Origin of the sequence: Micromonospora sp. WMMA2032, assembly GCF_002688545.1 — a bacterium.
Classification (GTDB): Bacteria; Actinomycetota; Actinomycetes; order Mycobacteriales; family Micromonosporaceae; genus Micromonospora; species Micromonospora sediminicola.
Genome location: NZ_CP024052.1, coordinates 1,326,852 through 1,345,289, shown reverse-complemented (window position 1 = coordinate 1,345,289; position 18,438 = coordinate 1,326,852). Strand labels below are relative to the sequence as shown.

Genomic DNA, 18,438 nt, shown 5'->3' with positions numbered 1-18,438 from the left:
ACATGGCAGCCGACACCACCACCCGGACCCTCATCTCCCCGGCCCAGCTGCGGCGCGGTCGCGGCCGGGTCCTCTACTGGACCGTGCTGACCGTCGTCGTGGTGGTGTTCACGCTGGTCTTCCTCGGCCCGCTCTACTGGATGGTCACCGGCGCGCTCAAGAGCGGCCAGGAGATCGCGCAGACCCCGCCGTCGCTGTTCCCTCGTGACCCGCAGCCGCAGAACTACGTCGACGCCTGGCACAACCTCGCCCTGGCGAAGCTGCTGTTCAACACGTTCTACTACGCGATGGGCGCGGTGCTGTTCCAGTTGGTGTTCGACACCGCCGCCGCGTACGCGCTGTCGAAGCTGCGCCCGGTGCTGGGCGGGCTGATCCTCGGTCTGATGCTGGCGACGCTGATGATCCCGGCGATGGTGCTCATCGTCCCGCAGTACGTGACCGTGCTCGACCTGCCGATCGTGCACGTCAACCTGCTCGACTCGCCGTTCGCCATCTGGCTGCCGCTGGTCGCCAACGCGTTCAACATCTTCCTGCTCAAGCGGTTCTTCGACTCGATCCCCGAGGATCTGATGGCCGCCGCGGTGATGGACGGCGCCTCGCCGCTGCGCACGCTCTGGTCGATCGTCCTGCCGATGTCCCGCCCGATCCTCGGCGTGGTGGCGATCTTCGCGGTGACCGCGGTGTGGAAGGACTTCCTCTGGCCGAAGCTGGTCATGCCGTCGCCGGAGACGCGGACCGTCAGCGTCGGCATCTACACCTTCGCCGGCGGCACCCCGATGAACGTGGTGATCGCCGCCTCCGTCATCGCCGCGATCCCCACCGTCGTGCTGTTCCTGATCTTCCAACGGAACATCATGTCCGGCCTGACCACCGGCGGCCTCAAGGGCTGACGGGCGCACCGCCCGCCGCATCAGAACCGACCCGCAGAAAGCAGGTGCCCGTGTCCATGGTCGACAGCAGCCCGTGGTGGCGATCAGCGGTGATCTACCAGGTCTACCCACGCAGCTTCGCCGACGGCAACGGCGACGGGATCGGTGACGTCGCCGGCATCCGCTCCCGCCTGGACCACCTCGCCGCGCTCGGTGTCGACGCGATCTGGTTCAGCCCCTGGTACCCGTCCCCGATGGCCGACGCCGGCTACGACGTGTCCGACTACCGCGACATCGACCCGGTCTTCGGCACCCTCGGCGAGGTCGAGGCGCTGATCGACGAGGCACACGCGCTCGGCATCCGGACCATCGTCGACGTGGTGCCCAACCACTGCTCGGACGCGCACCCGTGGTTCCGGGCGGCGCTGGCCGGCGGACCGGACGCCCCCGAGCGGGAGCTGTTCTGGTTCCGCGCCGGACGCGGTCCCGGCGGCGCCCTCCCGCCCACCGACTGGACCGGCGAGTTCGGCGGCCCGACCTGGACCCGCACCACCGACCCGGACGGCACCCCCGGCGACTGGTACCTGCACCTGTTCGCCCCGCAGCAGCCCGACTTCAACTGGGACCACCCCCGGGTACGCGCCGAGTTCGAGGACATCCTGCGGTTCTGGTTCGACCGGGGCGTGGACGGCATCCGGATCGACTCGGCCGGCCTGCTGGTCAAGGACGGCACGCTGCCCGAGGTCCACCCGGACCGACCGCACCCGTTCCGCGACCAGGACGGCGTGCACGACGTCTACCGGGCCTGGCGGCGCATCGCCGACAACTACGCGGGCCAGCGGGCGCTGGTCGGCGAGGTGTGGCTGCCGGACCGGCAGCGCTTCGCCAACTACCTGCGCCCGGACGAGCTGCACACCGCGTTCAACTTCGACTTCCTCGGCTGCGCCTGGGACGCCACCGCGCTGCGGGAGAGCATCGACGGCACGCTCGCCGCGCACGCCCCGGTCGGCGCGCCGGCCACCTGGGTGCTGTCCAACCACGACGTCACCCGGCACGTCACCCGCTACGGCCGGGCCGACACCCGGTTCAGCTTCGCCGCCAAGCGTGAGGGCATCCCCACCGACCTTGAGCTGGGCACCCGGCGGGCCCGGGCCGCCGCGCTGCTGTCCCTGGCGCTGCCCGGCGCCGCCTACGTCTACCAGGGCGAGGAGCTGGGGCTCTGGGAGGTCGAGGACATCCCGTACGAGCTGCGGCAGGACCCGATGTGGGAGCGCTCGGGGCGGGTCGACCCCGGCCGCGACGGCTGCCGGGTGCCGCTGCCCTGGCAGGGCGACGACCCGCCGTTCGGGTTCAGCCCCGACGGCGCGGCCGCCGCGCCGTGGCTGCCGCAACCGGCCGACTGGAAGGACCGCACGGTCCGCGCCCAGACCGGCGACCCGCACTCGATGCTGGAGCTGTACCGCGCCGCGCTGGCGCTGCGTCGGGCCGACCCCGCGCTGGGTGACGGCCCGCTGAGCTGGCTGCGCGCTCCCGACCGGGTGCTGGCCTTCGCCCGCGAGCCCGGGTTCGCCTGCCTGGTCAACCTCGGTGACCGGGCCGTGGCGCTGCCCGCGCACGAGAAGCTGCTGCTGGCCAGCGGCCCGCTCGACGACGACCGGCTGCCACCGGACACCGCGGTCTGGCTGCGTACCCGGACGAACTGACCCGCGGCGCCGGCGGCACCGTCCCGCCGCCGGCGCCGCGGCATCCGGCGGCCCGTCCCGGCCGCCGCAGAAGCACCTGGGGAGGACAGGAAGGAGACAGGAGCACCGCCGCACGGGGGACCTGGCCACCGACGAAAGGGAGCACACCCCGCATGGCCGAGCACCGCACCCCGCACCGCCACCGCACCACCGGGCTCGCGGCCCTGGCCGCCGCCACGCTCGCCGCCTCGACACTGACCGTCGTGGCGCTCACCTCCACGGCCACCCCGGCGCACGCCGCCGGCCTGTCCCCGTTCGACATCGCCGGCCGCGGCGCCACCGTGCCGTTCCGCGAGCAGGAGGCGGAGCAGGCCGCCCACACCGGCACGAAGATCGGCCCCGACCGGCGCTACGGCACGCTGCCGTCGGAGGCGTCCGGCCGGGAGGCGGTCACCCTCGACGCCGTCGGCGAGTACGTCGAGTTCACGCTCGCGGCCCCGGCGAACGCGGTCACCTTCCGCTACAGCCTGCCGGACAGCGCCGCCGGCACCGGCCGGGACGCCAGCATCGACCTGCGCGCCAACGGCACCCTGGTCAAGGCCGTGCCGGTCACCTCCCGGTACGGCTGGTACTACGGCGGCTACCCGTTCAACAACAACCCGGGCGACACCAACCCGCACCACTTCTACGACGAGACCCGGGCCATGTTCGGCACCACCTACCCGGCCGGCACCACGATCCGCCTCCAGGTCTCCTCGACCGCGCAGTCGCCCACGTTCACCATCGACCTGGCCGACTTCGAGCTGGTCGGAGCGCCGATCAGCAAGCCGTCCGGCGTGCTGGACGTGGTCACCGACTTCGGCGCGGACCCGACCGGCGCCACCGACTCGACCGCGAAGTTCCAGGCGGCGGTGGACGCCGGCAGGGCGCAGGGGAAGGCGGTGTGGATCCCGTCCGGCACGTTCACGCTCTGGGACCACGTGGTGGTCGACGGCGTGACGCTGCGCGGCGCCGGGCCGTGGTACTCGGTGCTCGGCGGCCGGCACCCCACCGACCGCAAGCGCGCCGCCGGCATCTACGGCAAGTACGTGCCCGGCGGCGGCTACTCCGGTGAGATCCGCTCGCACGAGGCCGGCGGGCCCAGCCGCAACGTCACGCTGCGGGACTTCGCCATCATCGGCGACATCCGCGAGCGCGTCGACGAGGACCAGGTCAACGCGCTCGGCGGCGCGATGACGAACTCGGTGGTGGACAACCTCTGGTTGCAGCACACCAAGGTCGGCGCCTGGATGGACGGCCCGATGGACAACTTCACCATCCGCAACAGCCGCATCCTCGACCAGACCGCCGACGGGGTGAACTTCCACTGGGGCGTCACCAACTCCACGGTGACCAACACGTTCGTCCGCAACACCGGCGACGACGCGCTGGCCATGTGGGCGCAGAGTGTGCCGAACGTCGGCAACTCCTTCACCCACAACACCATCGGCGTGACGGTCCTGGCGAACCACCTGGTGACGTACGGCGGGCGCAACATCACCATCGCCGACAACGTGACCGCCGACTCGGTGACCAACGGCGGCGGCATCCACGTGGCGAACCGCTATCCCGGCGTCACCGGGTCGACGGCCGTCGCGGGCACCATCACGGTCGCCCGCAACACGCTGATCCGCAACGGCAACTCCGACTACAACTGGCAGTTCGGGGTGGGCGCGATCTGGTTCTCCGCGCTCAACGAGCCGATCCAGGGCGCGGCGATCAACGTCACCGACACCGACATCCTGGACAGCTCCTACGCGGCGCTGCACTGGATCGAGGGGCAGACCAGCGGCATCTCGTTCACCAACGTCCGGATCGACGGCGCGGGCACGTACGCGCTCCAGGTGCAGGCGCCCAGCCAGGTCAGCTTCACGAACGTGCGGGCCACGAACATCGCCCAGGCCAACCCGATGCACAACTGCGTCGGCAGCGGCTTCCAGATCACCCAGGGCGCCGGCAACTCCGGCTGGTACACGCCCACACCGTACTGCGGGCCGTGGCCGCAGCCGCAGTGGGGCAACGGGCCGTCCAGCCCGCCGCCCACCAGCACGCCCCCGACCACCACGCCGCCCACCACCACGCCCCCGACCACGCCGCCGCCGACCACCCCGCCGCCGACCGGCGGGAACCTGGCCCTGGGCCGGCCGGCGACCGCCACCAGCGTCAACCAGACGTACGCGGCCGGCAACGCGGTCGACGGCAACGCGGCCAGCTACTGGGAGAGCGCCAACAACGCGTTCCCGCAGTCGCTGACGGTCGACCTCGGCGCGTCGCGCACCGTCGACCGGGTGGTGCTCAAGCTCCCGGCCGGCTGGGAGCGCCGCACCGAGACGCTGTCCGTGCTCGGCTCCACCGACGGCTCGTCGTTCTCGACGCTGGCCGCGTCGGCGGGCCGCGTGTTCGACCCGGCGGCCGGCAACAGCGTGTCGATCGCGCTGCCGTCCGGCGCCCGCCGGTACGTCCGGGTCACCGTGACCGGCAACACCGGCTGGCCGGCGGCCCAGCTCTCCGAGTTGGAGGTGTACGGCGACGGCACGACGACCACCCCGCCGCCCACCACCACCCCGCCGACCACCACCGCGCCCCCGACCGGCAACCTCGCCGCCGGGCGGCCGGTCGCCGAGACCAGCCACGCCGACGTCTACGGCGCCGGCAACACGGTCGACGGCAACGCCACCACCTACTGGGAGAGCGCCAACAACGCGTTCCCCCAGTCGGTCACCGTCGACCTGGGCAGCGCCCGCACGGTGTCCCGGGTGGTGCTCAAGCTGCCGCCGTCGACGGCCTGGCAGACCCGCACCCAGACGGTGGCCGTGCTCGGCTCCACCGACGGCTCGTCGTTCGCCACCCTCAAGGCGGCGGCCGGGTACACGTTCGACCCGGCGGGCGGCAACAGCGTGTCGATCGCGTTGCCCGCCGGCGACCGCCGCTACGTGCGGCTGACCTTCACCGGCAACACCGGCTGGCCCGCCGGCCAGCTGTCCGAGTTCGAGGTCTACGCCTCCTGACCGGCGCGGCGGGGACCCGGCCCGGGTCCCCGCCGCACCACACCCCCACCCCCGTCAACGCCTCTCCACCTCCCCCGGAAGAAGGTGTCCGTCCACCATGTCCAGACTCCGTACCAGAGTGGTCGCGGTGCTCGCCGCGGTCGGCCTGGCCGTCACCGCGGCGCCGGCCCCGCCGGCCCTCGCCGCCGGCGGCCCGAACCTCGCCGCCGGCCGCACCGCCACCGCCAGCAGCGTCAACGGCCCCTACGTCGCGGCCAACCTGACCGACGGCAACCAGGGCAGCTACTGGGAGAGCAGCGGCACGCTGCCCCAGTGGGCCCAGGTCGACCTCGGCACCAGCCGCGCCGTCGACCAGGTGGTGCTCGAGCTGCCGGCCGCCTGGGAGCCGCGCAACCAGACGCTGTCCGTGCAGGCCAGCGCCGACGGCAGTGGCTTCACCACGGTCGTCGCGTCCGCCGCCCGGTCGTTCAGCCCGGCCGCCGGCAACACGGTGACGCTCGGCTTCACCGCCACCGACGCCCGCTACCTGCGGGTCGTGATCACCGCGAACACCGGCTGGGCCGCCGCCCAACTCGCCGAGCTGGAGGTCTACGGCACGGCCTCCTCGTCGACCAACCTGGCGCTCGGTAAGACCATGACCGAGAGCGGCCACTCCGACGTCTACACCGCCGGCAACGCCAACGACGGCAACGCGGCCACCTACTGGGAGAGCCCGAACAACGCGTTCCCGCAGTGGATCCAGGCCGACCTGGGCGCCGCGACCAGCGTCAACCGGCTGGTGCTGCGGCTGCCCACCGGCTGGGGCGCGCGCAACCAGACGCTGACCGTGCAGGGCAGCACCACCGGCTCCTCCTTCGGCACCCTGGTCGGGTCCGCGTCGTACGCGTTCGACCCGGCCGGCGGCAACACGGTGACCGTCACCGTGCCCACCGCGTCCACCCGCTACCTGCGGCTGCTGTTCACCGCGAACAGCGCCTGGCCCGCCGGGCAGCTCTCCGAGCTGGAGATCTACGGCACGGCGACCGGCGACACCCAGGCGCCCAGCGCGCCGGGCAACCTGGCGTTCACCGAGCCGGCCACCGACCAGGTCCGGCTGACCTGGACCGCGTCCACCGACAACGTGGGCGTCACCGGCTACGACGTCTACGCCAACGGCGTGCTGCGCACCAGCGTCGCAGGTACCACGCTGGCGTACACCGACACCCAGCCGGCCGGGACGACCGTGTCCTACTACGTCCGGGCCCGGGACGCCGCCGGCAACGTGTCGGCGAACAGCAACACGGTCACCCGTACCGGCAACACCGGCGACACCACCGCGCCCACCGCGCCCGCCAACCTCGCCTACACCCAGCCGGCGAGCGGGCAGATCCGGCTGACCTGGACCGCGTCCACCGACAACGTCGGCGTCACCGGCTACGAGGTGTGGGCAAACGGGTCGCTGCGCACCACCGTCGGCGGCTCCACGCTGATGTTCACCGACAGCCAGCCGGACAGCGCCACCGTCTCCTACCACGTGCGCGCCCGCGACGCGGCCGGCAACGTCTCCGCCAACAGCAACACGGTCACCCGCACCGGCAGCACCACCGGCGGCACCAACCTGGCGGTCGGCAAGCCGGCCACCGCCTCGTCTGTGGTGCACGTGTTCAACGCCGCCAACGCCGTCGACAACGACGTCACCACCTACTGGGAGGGCGCGCCGGGCGCGTACCCGAGCACGCTCACCGTCGCGCTGGGCGCCAACGCGAGCATCAGCGCGGTCGTGGTGAAGCTCAACCCGGACCCGGCCTGGGGCGCGCGCACCCAGACGTTCCAGGTGCTCGGCCGGGAGCAGTCCGCCTCCGGGTTCACCAGCCTGGTCGGCTCCGCCACCTACTCCTTCAACCCGAACAGCAGCAACACGGTGACCGTCCCGGTCTCGGCCACCGCCGCGGACGTCCGACTCCAGTTCACCGCGAACTCCGGCTCGTCCAACGGCCAGGTCGCCGAACTCCAGGTGATCGGCGTCCCGGCCCCCAACCCGGACCTCACCGTCACCGGCGTCACCGCCTCGCCGTCCGCGCCGGTGGAGACCGACGCGATCACCCTGTCGGCCACCGTGCGCAACGCCGGCAGCGCGGCGTCCGCCGCCACCGATGTCAACCTCTACCTGGGTACGACGAAGGTCGGCACCGCCGCCGTCGGCGCGCTCGCGGCCGGCGCGTCGAGCACCGTCTCGGCGAACATCGGCGCACGCAACGCCGGCAGCTACCAGCTCACCGCCAAGGTCGACGAGTCGAACGTGGTGATCGAGCAGAACGAGGCGAACAACTCCTACACCAACCCGACCGCGTTGACGGTCAGCGCGGTGGCCAGCTCCGACCTGGTGGCCTCCGCGGTGACCTGGTCGCCGGGCACGCCGGCCGCCGGCGCCACGGTCAGCTTCGCGGTGACGCTGCGCAACCAGGGCACGATCGCCTCGGCGAGCGGGTCGCACGGCATCACGCTCACCGTGCTCAACGACTCCGGGTCCGTGGTCCGCACGCTGACCGGCGCGTACTCCGGCACGATCGCCGCCGGGGCCACCGCCGGCCCGGTGTCGCTCGGCACCTGGACCGCCGCCAACGGCCGTCACACCGTCCGGGTGGTGCTCGCCGACGACGCCAACGAGCTGCCGGTGAAGCGGCAGAACAACACCAGCGACCGGGCGCTGTTCGTCGGTCGCGGGGCCAACCTGGGCTACGACATGTACGAGGCCGAGGACGGCTCGGTCGGCGGCGGCGCGCAGGTGATCGGCCCCAACCGCACGATCGGGGACCTGGCCGGCGAGGCGTCCGGCCGGCGGGCGGTCACCCTCAACACCACCGGCGCGTACGTCGAGTGGACCACCAGGTCGGCCGCGAACGCCCTGGTCACCCGCTTCTCCATCCCGGACGCCGCGGGCGGCGGCGGGATCGACTCGACGTTGAACGTCTACGTCAACGGGGTGCTGCACAAGCCGATCAGCCTCACCTCGAAGCACATCTGGCTCTACGGCGCCGAGGCCGGCCCGAGCGACTCACCGAGCGCGGGCGCACCCCGGCACCTGTACGACGAGGCGAACGTGCTGCTCAACTCCACCGTCCCGGCGGGCAGCCGGATCCGGCTCCAGAAGGACCCGGCGAACAGCACCACGTACGCGATCGACTTCGTCAACACCGAGCTGGTGTCGCCCCGGGCCAACCCGGACCCGACGCGTTACCGGGTGCCCACCGGGTTCAGCCACGCCGACGTGCAGAACGCGCTCGACGCGGTCCGGATGGACACCACCGGCACGCTGGTCGGCGTCTACCTGCCCGCCGGCACCTACGAGACCGCGCAGAAGTTCCAGGTGTACGGCAAGGCGGTGAAGGTCGTCGGCGCCGGCATGTGGTACACCCGCTTCCAGACGCCGACGAACCAGCAGAACACCGACGCGGGCTTCCGGGTGGAGTCCTCGGCCAGCGGGTCGACCTTCTCCCACCTCGCCTTCTTCGGCAACTACACCAACCGGATCGACGGTCCGGGCAAGGTGTGGGGCGAGCTGAAGGACGTGGACAACCTCACGCTGGACAGCGTCTGGGTCGAGCACACCGTCTGCGCCTACTGGGGGGTGAGCGTGGACGGGCTGACCATCCGGGACAGCCGGTTCCGCAACACCTTCGCCGACGCGGTGAACATGACCAACGGGAGCACCAACGCCCTGGTCACCAACTCGGAGGGCCGCTCCAACGGCGACGACGCGTTCGCCTTGTTCTCCGCCACCGACCAGGGCGGTTCCGGCGGCAACCACGGCAACGTGTTCGAGAACCTGACCGCGACGCTGACCTGGCGGGCGGCCGGCATCGCCGTGTACGGCGGCTACGACAACGTGTTCCGCAACCTCTACATCGCCGACCAGCTGACGTACTCGGGCATCACCATCAGCTCGCTGGACTTCGGCTACCCGTTCGTCGGGTTCGGCGCCAGCCCGCCCACCCGGTTCGAGAACATCTCGCTGATCCGTTCGGGCGGGCACTTCTGGGGCGCGCAGACGTTCCCGGCGATGTGGCTGTTCTCCGCGTCCAAGGAGTTCCGCGGCATCCGGGTGAGCGACGTGGACATCGTCGATCCGACGTACTCGGGGATCATGTTCCAGACCAAGTACACCGGCAGCCAGCCGGAGAACCCGATCACCGACACCGTGCTGACCAACGTCTCGATCTCCGGGGCGCGGCGCAGCGGTGACGCGTTCGACGCCAAGTCCGGCTTCGGCATCTGGGTCAACGAGATGCCCGAGGCCGGTCAGGGCCCCGCGGTCGGCGCGGCAACTTTCACCAACCTGCGCCTGACCGACAACGCCCAGGACATCAAGAACACCACCAGCACATTCACGATCACCCGCAACTGACCACGCCGACCAAGGGCCGCCGGGGAGACACCTCCCCGGCGGCCCCGCCACGCTCGCCCCCCTTCCCGCGATCTTGCACTTTCGGTCCGTGGAATGCCGGACTGCTCCCGGTATCGGGGGTGTGCAACTGCAAGATCGCGGGGGTGGGGTGTGAGGTCTGCTCAGTGGGGGAGGGCGGTGGCCAGGCGGCGGACCGCCTCGTCCATCAGGGCCGGTGGGGCGGCGGCGTAGGTGAGGCGCAGGTGCGGGGCCGGGGGTTCGGCGGCGTGCCAGGGGCGGCCGGGGAAGACGGTGACGCCCGCCGCGGCGGCGGCCGTGGTCACCGCGACGTCGTCGGTGCCGTCGGGCAGCCGGACCCACAGGTGCAGGCCACCCCGGGGCACGTCGCGTGGGGTCAGCGACGGCAGGTGCCGGTCCAGGGCCGCGAGCAACGCCTCGCGGCGGGCCCGCAGCTCGGTGCGCAGCGCACGACGGTGCCGGTCCCACGCCGGTGCGGTGAGGAACTCCAGCGCGGCCTGTTGCAGCGGCCCGGCGACGAAGAGGTCGTCGAGCAGGCGGGCGGCACGCAGCCGCGCGCCGGCCGGACCGCGCGCGCCCAGCGCGGCGATGCGCAGGCCGGGCGCGACGGGCTTGGTCAGCGACCGCAGGTAGACGACGTGCCCGTCCGGGTCGTCGGCGGCCAGCGGGGGCGGCGCCTCGCCGTCGATGGTCAGGTCGCGGGCGTAGTCGTCCTCCACGACGAACGCGCCGGCGTCGCGGACCGCCTCGGCAACCGCGGCGCGCCGCGCGGGTGCCAGGGTCGCGCCGTGCGGGTTGGCGTGCAGCGGCTGGCAGTAGAACAACCGGGCGCCGGTGCGGGCGAACGCGGCGGCGAGCTGGTCGGGCCGTACCCCGTCGACGTCGGCGGGCACCGGCACCACCCGCAGCCCGGCCGCGCGCGCGGCGGCGAGCGCGCCCAGGTAGGTGGGGGACTCGACCAGCAGGGTGTCGCCGGGCGTGCTGAGCGCCCGGAGGGTGGAGGAGAGCGCGGCCTGCCCGCCGGGGCAGATCACCATGTCCTCGGCGCGCAGACCGCCGCCGGCCGCACGGGCGAACCAGGCCCGCAGGTCGGCGCGCCCCTCCACCGGACCGCGGTGCCACGCCGCGGGTTGCCGGGCGGCACGGGCGAGCGCCGCACCGAGCGCGGCGGCCGGTTGGAGGTCCGGGTCGAGGTAGCCACCGGACAGCGCGAGGGTGCCGGCGGGCGGCAACGCCAGGAGCGCCTGCATCTCCTCCTCGCCGGCCGGCCGCGACCCCAGCGCCACGGTCTGCCAGGACAGGTCCGCGCGGGGCGGATCGGCGCGCCGGGCGGCGACGAACGAGCCGCGACCGGAGCGGGTCTCCACCAGCCCGTCCGCGACCAGTCGCCGGGTCGCCTCGGCGACGGTCACCGGGGACACACGGTGGTGGGCGGTCAGTTCCCGCACCGAGGGCAGTTGCGCGCCGGGAGCGCTCGCCGTCACCAACCCCCGCAGGTGCTGGACGACCCGATCGGTAGCGCTACCATCATTCATGACAACAAAGAGTAGCGCTACCGCCCCCGCGACGGTAACGGTGAGACCGGGCGCCGGGATCGCCCTCGGCGCGCTGGGCGTGCTCGCGTTCAGCATGTCGCTGCCGACCACCCGCGTCGCCGTGCACGAACTGGACCCGTGGTTCGTCGCGTTCGGACGGGCCGTCGGCGCGGCGCTGCTCGCCGGGGCGTACCTGCGGTTGACCGGCGCCCCGTGGCCCCGTCGCCGCCAGTGGCGTCGGCTGTCGGTCGTCGCGCTCGGCGTCGTGGTCGGCTTCCCGCTGTTCACCTCGCTCGCCCTCACCACGCAGACCTCCGCGCACGGCGCGGTCGTGGTCACCGTGCTGCCCGCGATGACGGCGACGTTCGCGGTGCTCCGGGCCGGTGAACGTCCGCCGGCCCTGTTCTGGCTGGCCAGCGCCGCCGGGCTGGCGCTGGTGCTCGCGTTCCTCGCCACCGGCGGCGCGATGCGCGGCGCGTTGTCGCCGGCCGACCTGTTCCTGCTCGCCGCCGTGGTGCTCTGCGGCCTCGGGTACGCCGAGGGCGGCGTGCTGGCCCGGGAACTCGGCGGCGCCCGCACGATCTGCTGGGCGTTGCTGCTCTCGCTGCCGGTCACCGCGCCGGTCACGGCGGTGGCCGCGATCGCCCACCGGCCGCAGGCGGGCGTCGCGACCTGGTCCGCGTTCGGCTACCTCACCGTGGTCTCGATGTTCCTCGGGTTCTTCGCCTGGTACGCCGGACTGGCCCGGGGCGGCATCGCCTCGGTCGGTCAGATCCAGCTCGCCCAGCCGGTGCTCACGCTGCTCTGGTCGGCACTGCTGCTCGGCGAGGCGGTCACGGCCGGCGCGGTCGTCGCGGCCGGGGCGGTGCTGACCTGCGTCGTGCTCATCCAGCGCACCCGAGGCGCCGCGACGCCACACCCGTCCCCCGCACGGGTCGTCCGGGACTGACACCCCCCGTCGCCGGCCGGCCCGATCGGGATCGGACCGGCCGGCGACGTCACCCGGCCTCGGTGCACAGGCCGGCGTAGCGGTCCAGGTAGAGCGGCCAGCCCTGGCCGTCGGCGACGCCGTCGCGAACCGACTCCCAGCCCGGACCGTGCCGGTCCAGGTTGCGGTGCTCCAACTCGACCCGGGTCCGCTGCGGCGTCTCGGCGACGAACCGGACCTCGACCTCGCTGGCGTGGTCCGGATCCTGGTCGACCTGCCACGTCGGACCGATGTCCCAGCTGAACACGACCCGGTCCGGCGGCTCGAAGACGAGGACCCGGGCCCAGGCGCACGCGCTGCCGTCCTCGCCGCGGTCGTAGATGTGTCCACCGACCTTCGGTTCGAACACGGTCTCCACGATCGGCGACCCCAGCAGGTTGTGCTCCTTCGGCTTGATGTCACCGAACCGTTCCGTGAAGATCGCGAATGCCCGCTCGACCGGCGCGTGGACCACGATCTGCCGCCGCACCACCGCATCCATGCCACTCATGATTCCTCCTCGTCGGGACGCTCGACGGCGTCCCGGAAGCCCTCCAACGCCCGACTCCAGTAGGTGTCGAGCTGATCCCGTAACGCGGCCACGCCAGCGGGATTGAGCCGGTAGACGCGCCGCGTGCCCGCCGTCTGGTCGGTCACCAGGCCGGCGTCCTTCAGTACCCGCAGATGCTGCGACACGGCCGGCCGGCTGACCGGCAGCACGGCGGCCAGTTCGCCGACCGCCCTCGGCCGCTCCGCGAGACACGCGACGATCGCCCGCCGGGTCGGGTCGCCCAGGGCGTCCCACCCGTCCTCCATCCGGTAAGTCACCACGAACGGTAAGCTACGACTTACCATCGGTCTCGTCAAGTGGTTCGCCGCGGGTCGACCCCGGAGCACGCGGTGCAAAAAACCTGCAAACGATATCTCTTGCCCTCGGCGAAAGCGCTTTCATACGATCGCGTTACATCGATGTTTCATAGGCGAGCCGGGCATCGCAGATGAACGACATCCGCCGGCGACGCGCCTGATCGCGTCGCGGCTCCCATTGTTTCCTTTCCCTGAATGCCGCCGTTGCGCGGCAATTCCCGCATGCTCGAAACGAGAAGAGGCGACATGAGAAGACCAGTCGCGCTGCGACTCCACGCGACACTGGCGACGGCGATCGTCGGGATCGCCGTCGCCGTGGTCCTGCCGAGCCCGCAGGCGTCGGCGGCGGTCGGCGCCGCCACCGGCTACGCCACCCAGAACGGTGGCACCACCGGCGGCGCGGGCGGCCAGACCGTCCGCGCCACCACGGGCACCGCGATCCACGCGGCGCTGTGCGGCCGGGCCAGCAGCAGCACCCCGATCGTCATCGAGGTCACCGGGACGATCAACCACGGCAACACCAGCAAGGTGTCCGGGTCGAGCTGCAACACCGCCGACGGCGTGATCGAGCTGAAGCAGATCAGCAACGTCACCATCGTCGGGGTGGGCGGCGGCGCCGTCTTCGACCAGCTCGGCATCCACATCCGCGACTCCCGCAACATCATCATCCAGAACGTGACGGTGCGGAACGTCAAGAAGTCGGGATCGCCCACCTCCAACGGTGGTGACGCCATCGGCATGGAGAGCACGGTCCGTAACGTCTGGGTCGACCACGTCACGCTGGAGGCGTCGGGCGGGGAGTCGGAGGGCTACGACGGCCTGTTCGACATGAAGGACGACACCCAGTACGTGACGTTGTCCTACAGCATCCTGCGCAACTCCGGCCGCGGCGGCCTCATCGGGTCCAGTGAGAGCGACCGCTCGAACGGCTTCGTCACGTTCGAACACAACCTCTACGAGAACATCGACTCCCGTACGCCGTTGCTGCGCGGCGGCGTCGCCCACATGTTCAACAACCACTACACCGGCCTGCACGAGTCCGGCATCAACTCCCGCGCCGGGGCCCGGGCGAAGGTGGAGAACAACTACTTCCGCAACTCCAAGGACGTCCTGGGCACGTTCTACACCAACGAGCGCGGCACCTGGCAGGTCGCCGGCAACATCTTCGACAACGTGACCTGGTCGGCCACCGGCAACGAGAACTACCCGGCGGGGCCGAACCCGACGTCCACCACCACGGTCGGAATCCCCTACTCGTACCGTCTCGACGGGGCGAGCTGCGTGCCGGACATCGTCCGGCAGACGGCCGGCGCCAACACCGGCCTGAAGGTGTCGAACGGCAGCTGCTCGCCGCAGACGCCGACGCCGACCACCCCGGCCCCGACCACGCCCGCGCCGACGACCCCGCCGCCGACGACCACCCCGCCCCCGAGCGGCGGAACGAACCTGAGCCTCGCCTCCGGCGCCGGCGCCGACGGGTCCAGCAAGGCCGACGGCACCAGCTACGGCAACGTGCGCGACGGCAGCCTCGGCACGTACTGGTCGCCGGCCGGGTCGACCGGCACCGTCTCGATCAAGTGGGGCTCGGCCACCACCGTGTCCCGTGTGGTCATCCGCGAGCCTTCCGGCACCTCGGGTTCGATCGGATCGTGGCAGCTCGTCAACAACGACACCGGCGCGGTGCTGGCCTCCGGCAGCGGGGCCGGCCAGATCACCTTCGGCGCGACCTCGCTGAAGAAGATCAACTTCAAGATCAACAGCTCCGGCGGTACGCCGAGAGTCGGCGAGTTCGAGACGTACGCCAGCTAGTACGCGCGACGAGCGGGGGCGGCCGATCCGGCCGCCCCCGCCCCTGTTCGTGTCGCCGATCAGAGGGTCAGCACGACGGTGGAGATGCTCCGCGCGCCGACGTTCACCGTGACCTGGTTGCCGTTCACGCCCACCGGCTGGCTCGCCGCGCTGGCGTTCTGCGACGTGGCCACGTACTCCGCCCGGCCGACGTTCTGCGGCGCCTGGATGATCGCGTTGTTCACCGCGCTGGTGGACCGGTTGAGGATCACCAGCGTGACCTTCCCGTCGCCGGAGTAGGCGGTCACCTCCAGCGGCGACGCCTTCGAGCTCTTGGTCAGGGCGACCCGCTGGTAGCCGGGTCGGACGTACTTGGCGTACTGCGCGAACGCGTACCCCCGCTTGAGCGGCGCGCCCGCGACCGTGCCGTACGCGGACTCGCCGTCACCGATGAACGAGTAGTAGCGCTTGCCGTACCACCAGACGTACGCGCTCCAGTTCGACTCCATCGACTTGTGCACGGTACGCATGATGTCGTCGAGCGTCTCGTTCCAGACCGTGGCGTTGGCCGGGTTGCCCCAGATGTTGGAGCCGCCGCCGTCGGCCTCGTGCAGGTTCCACTCGGTCATCCAGACCGGCTTCTGGTACTGCTGCGCCAGCGGGTAGGGCTTCAACCGGCCGGCGGCCTCGGTGCCGTAGAGGTGGCCGCCGATGTAGCCGATGTTGTTGCGGGCCGCCGCGTCGTTGAGCGTCGGGTCGGTGTAGCCGTAGTTCAGGTTCACCGCCTCGGCGACCATCAACCTGGTGTTCTGCACCTTGGCGCCCTGCTCCCGGACGAACGTCTGGAGTTCGGTGCCACTCCAGTCCATCGAGTCGTAGTCCGGGTGCCAGTCCGGCTCGTTCTGCACCGAGGTGACGTCGATCGTCACGCCCTGGTTGCGCATGTACTGCACGTAGCTGTTGAGGTGGTTGGCGTAGTCGTCGTAGTACTCGGGCCTCAGCTTGCCGCCGTTGATCCGGCTGTTGTTCGTCTTCCAGGCCGCCGGCGCCGTCCACGGCGACGCCATGATCTTCACGTTCGACCCGTAGGACCTGGCCGTCTTCAGCGCGCTCACCTGCGTCGCCCACTCGCTGGACACCGGCGAGAGCCCGGTGCGCACGATGGACAGACCGAGCTGGTTGGGGCCGAGCCCGACCAGCGTCTGCGTCTCGGCCGTCGACCAGGCGCCGCCCCAGATCGACACCGCGGCCCCGAACCCGTCGATGGTCTGGTAGCGGCTGGCGGTGTTGACGGTGATGTCCGCCGCCCCGGTGGGCGGCGGGCTGCTCGGTGAGGTGGTCGGCGAACTCGTCGGCGACGTGGACGGCGAGGTGGACGGCGACGTCGGCGTCGTGCCACCGGTGCAGGTCACCCCGTTGAGCGCGAAGCTCGTCGGCGCGGGGTTGCTGCTGGTCCAGGCCCCGTTGAAGCCGAACGACGTGGTGCCGTTGGTGGGGATGGACCCGTTGTAGTCGACGTTGCGGGCGGTGACAGCCGCTCCGCTCTGGGTCACCGTGGCGTTCCACGCCTGGGTGACCGTCTGGCCGGCGGCGTAGGACCAGGTGAGCGTCCAGCCGTTGACCGGGTCACCGAGGTTGGTGACTGTGACGTTCGCGCCGAAGCCGCCCTGCCACTGCGACGACACGGCGTAGGTGACCGCGCAGCCGGCGGCGGCCGCCCCGGCCGGCAGCGCCGCGGCCATCGCGGTCGACGCCAGCAGGACGGCCCCGGCCGACAACACCGCGGTACGGGTCGTCTGGTGCCTTCTCATCGGACCTCTCTCTCCTCGATCGGCCGGCTCAGCGCTGGAGGGTGAGCAGTCCGGGTCGGTAGGGCAGGAGGCCGTAGTCGCCGCCGGAGTTGGTGGCGCGGCCCTGGTAGAGCAGTTGCAGGTTGCAGGGGTCGACGGTGAAGGTCTGGTCGGCGCTGGTGCGGATCAGCTCGCCGTGGCTGATGTCGTTGGTCCAGGTGGCGCCGCTGTTGGCCTTGCCGGCGAACGGGTTGCTCTCGGTCGCCGCCTGCGGGGTCCAGGAGCCGTTGAGGCTGGTCGCGGTGAAGGAGCGGAAGTAGCGGCCCTGCGCCCCGATCGCCTCGACGATCATGAGGTAGCGGGTCTGGCCCTGCAGTTTGTAGACCTGGACGGCTTCGAAGAGGTTGTTCGTCGAGTCGCTCATGATCGTGGTGTAGGTCGAGCCGAAGCTGCCGGGGAAGTTCCCGATCGGCATGCTGGCCCGGTAGATCTTGCCGTTGTCACCGGCGAAGAACAGGTACATGTTCTGGCCGTCGGCGATCAGCGTCTGGTCGATCGGGCCGGTGCCGGAGCCGGAGATGCTGCCGGTGAACAGCGGCTGCGCCGACGACCAGCCGTTGGGGTTGCTCGGGTCGGTCGAGGTCTTGTAGGAGAACGCGGTCGGACCCCACTGGTAGGCCAGGACCCAGATGTTGCGCGGAGCGAAGTAGAACAACGTCGGCGCGACGGTGCCCTGCGACATGGCGTTCTGACTCACCGAGGCCATCTCCGACCAGTTGCTGAACAACCCGAAGTTCATCGACCCCCACGACGACCCGTAGTCGTGCGTCGTCGCGTACACCAGATGCCGACCGTTGTACGGAGCGACCGTGAAGTCCTTCAACGACACCCAACCCGAGCGCGGGTTCGCCAACGGACCGGTCGAACTCCAGCGGTAACTCGACGGCAGGTTGCACGTGCCGGGTGGCGTCGTCGTCGGCGTGGGTGTCGGCGTCGGCGAGGCGGTCGGCGAGGTGGTGGGTGATGTGGTCGGGGTGGTGGTGCCGCCGGTGCAGGTGACGCCGTTGAGGGCGAAGCTGGTGGGGGTGGGGTTGCTGCTGGTCCAGGCGCCGTTGAAGCCGAACGAGGTGGTGCCGTTGGTGGGGATGGAGCCGTTGTAGCTGACGTTGCGGGCGGTGACGGCGGCGCCGTTCTGGGTGACGGTGGCGTTCCAGGCCTGGGTGACGGTCTGGCCGGCGCCGTAGGACCAGGTGAGCGTCCAGCTCGACACGGGGTCGCCGAGGTTGGTGATGGTGACGTTGGCGCCGAAGCCGCCCTGCCACTGGGACGGGACGGTGTAGGCCACGGAGCAGCCGGCGGCTGCCGCGCCGGCCGGCAGTGCCACGGCGATTCCCGTGGACGCGAGCAGCACGGCGCCGGCTGACGCCACTGCGGCATTGACCGTTCTGGATCGGGGCATGATGGACCCTCCTGTGGTGGTGGCGGCTCCAC

General features: G+C 71.5%; 11 protein-coding genes. 6 read left to right on the top strand and 5 right to left on the bottom strand.

Annotated features, from left to right (window positions below; all coding sequences use genetic code 11):
• Positions 1 to 2: 2 nt before the first annotated feature.
• The 4 genes from CO540_RS05475 to CO540_RS05460 all read left to right on the top strand — a co-directional run bounded on the left by CO540_RS05475 (position 3) and on the right by CO540_RS05460 (position 9,982).
• Positions 3 to 890: a carbohydrate ABC transporter permease gene (locus CO540_RS05475; protein WP_099161183.1), complete on the top strand. Its 888-nt coding sequence runs from the start codon at positions 3 to 5 to the stop codon at positions 888 to 890.
• A 56-nt stretch (positions 891 to 946) separates the two neighbouring features.
• The gene (locus tag CO540_RS05470; RefSeq protein ID WP_099161182.1) at positions 947 to 2,572 is read left to right on the top strand and encodes a glycoside hydrolase family 13 protein; all 1,626 of its coding nucleotides are present in this window, start codon (positions 947 to 949) and stop codon (positions 2,570 to 2,572) included.
• Between the two features lie 152 nt (positions 2,573 to 2,724).
• Positions 2,725 to 5,598 carry a discoidin domain-containing protein gene (locus CO540_RS05465; protein ID WP_099161181.1) on the top strand — a complete coding sequence of 958 codons (2,874 nt, stop codon included), beginning with the start codon at positions 2,725 to 2,727 and terminating at the stop codon, positions 5,596 to 5,598.
• Between the two features lie 97 nt (positions 5,599 to 5,695).
• Complete coding sequence (locus tag CO540_RS05460; protein WP_099161180.1) at positions 5,696 to 9,982, top strand: discoidin domain-containing protein; 4,287 nt, start codon at positions 5,696 to 5,698, stop codon at positions 9,980 to 9,982.
• Between the two features lie 161 nt (positions 9,983 to 10,143).
• On the opposite strand, the gene CO540_RS05455 is transcribed toward CO540_RS05460, so the two are convergent.
• Positions 10,144 to 11,535 carry a PLP-dependent aminotransferase family protein gene (locus CO540_RS05455; RefSeq protein WP_099161179.1) on the bottom strand — a complete coding sequence of 464 codons (1,392 nt, stop codon included), beginning with the start codon at positions 11,533 to 11,535 and terminating at the stop codon, positions 10,144 to 10,146.
• A 40-nt stretch (positions 11,536 to 11,575) separates the two neighbouring features.
• On the opposite strand from CO540_RS05455, the gene CO540_RS05450 reads away from it, so the two are divergent.
• Positions 11,576 to 12,484, top strand: coding sequence for a DMT family transporter (locus tag CO540_RS05450; protein WP_099161178.1), 909 nt, complete (start codon positions 11,576 to 11,578; stop codon positions 12,482 to 12,484).
• A 49-nt stretch (positions 12,485 to 12,533) separates the two neighbouring features.
• Here CO540_RS05450 and CO540_RS05445 read toward each other — a convergent pair whose 3' ends face one another.
• Together CO540_RS05445 and CO540_RS05440 are read right to left on the bottom strand one after the other, a co-directional pair.
• Positions 12,534 to 13,013: an SRPBCC family protein gene (locus CO540_RS05445; protein WP_099161177.1), complete on the bottom strand. Its 480-nt coding sequence runs from the start codon at positions 13,011 to 13,013 to the stop codon at positions 12,534 to 12,536.
• A complete protein-coding gene (locus CO540_RS05440; RefSeq protein WP_099161176.1) occupies positions 13,010 to 13,357 on the bottom strand; it encodes a helix-turn-helix transcriptional regulator in 348 nt (115 codons plus the stop codon). The genes CO540_RS05445 and CO540_RS05440 overlap by 4 nt, the downstream gene beginning before the upstream one ends.
• Positions 13,358 to 13,615: 258 nt before the next feature.
• On the opposite strand from CO540_RS05440, the gene CO540_RS05435 reads away from it, so the two are divergent.
• Positions 13,616 to 15,178 (top strand): polysaccharide lyase family 1 protein, encoded by a 1,563-nt coding sequence (locus tag CO540_RS05435; protein WP_099161175.1) that lies wholly within the window; start codon positions 13,616 to 13,618, stop codon positions 15,176 to 15,178.
• Between the two features lie 59 nt (positions 15,179 to 15,237).
• Here the strand turns inward: CO540_RS05435 and CO540_RS05430 are convergent, their stop codons facing one another.
• Together CO540_RS05430 and CO540_RS05425 are read right to left on the bottom strand one after the other, a co-directional pair.
• The gene (locus CO540_RS05430; RefSeq protein ID WP_099161174.1) at positions 15,238 to 16,968 is read right to left on the bottom strand and encodes a cellulose binding domain-containing protein; all 1,731 of its coding nucleotides are present in this window, start codon (positions 16,966 to 16,968) and stop codon (positions 15,238 to 15,240) included.
• 28 nt (positions 16,969 to 16,996) lie between these two features.
• The gene (locus tag CO540_RS05425; RefSeq protein WP_099161173.1) at positions 16,997 to 18,406 is read right to left on the bottom strand and encodes a non-reducing end alpha-L-arabinofuranosidase family hydrolase; all 1,410 of its coding nucleotides are present in this window, start codon (positions 18,404 to 18,406) and stop codon (positions 16,997 to 16,999) included.
• Positions 18,407 to 18,438 lie beyond the last annotated feature (32 nt).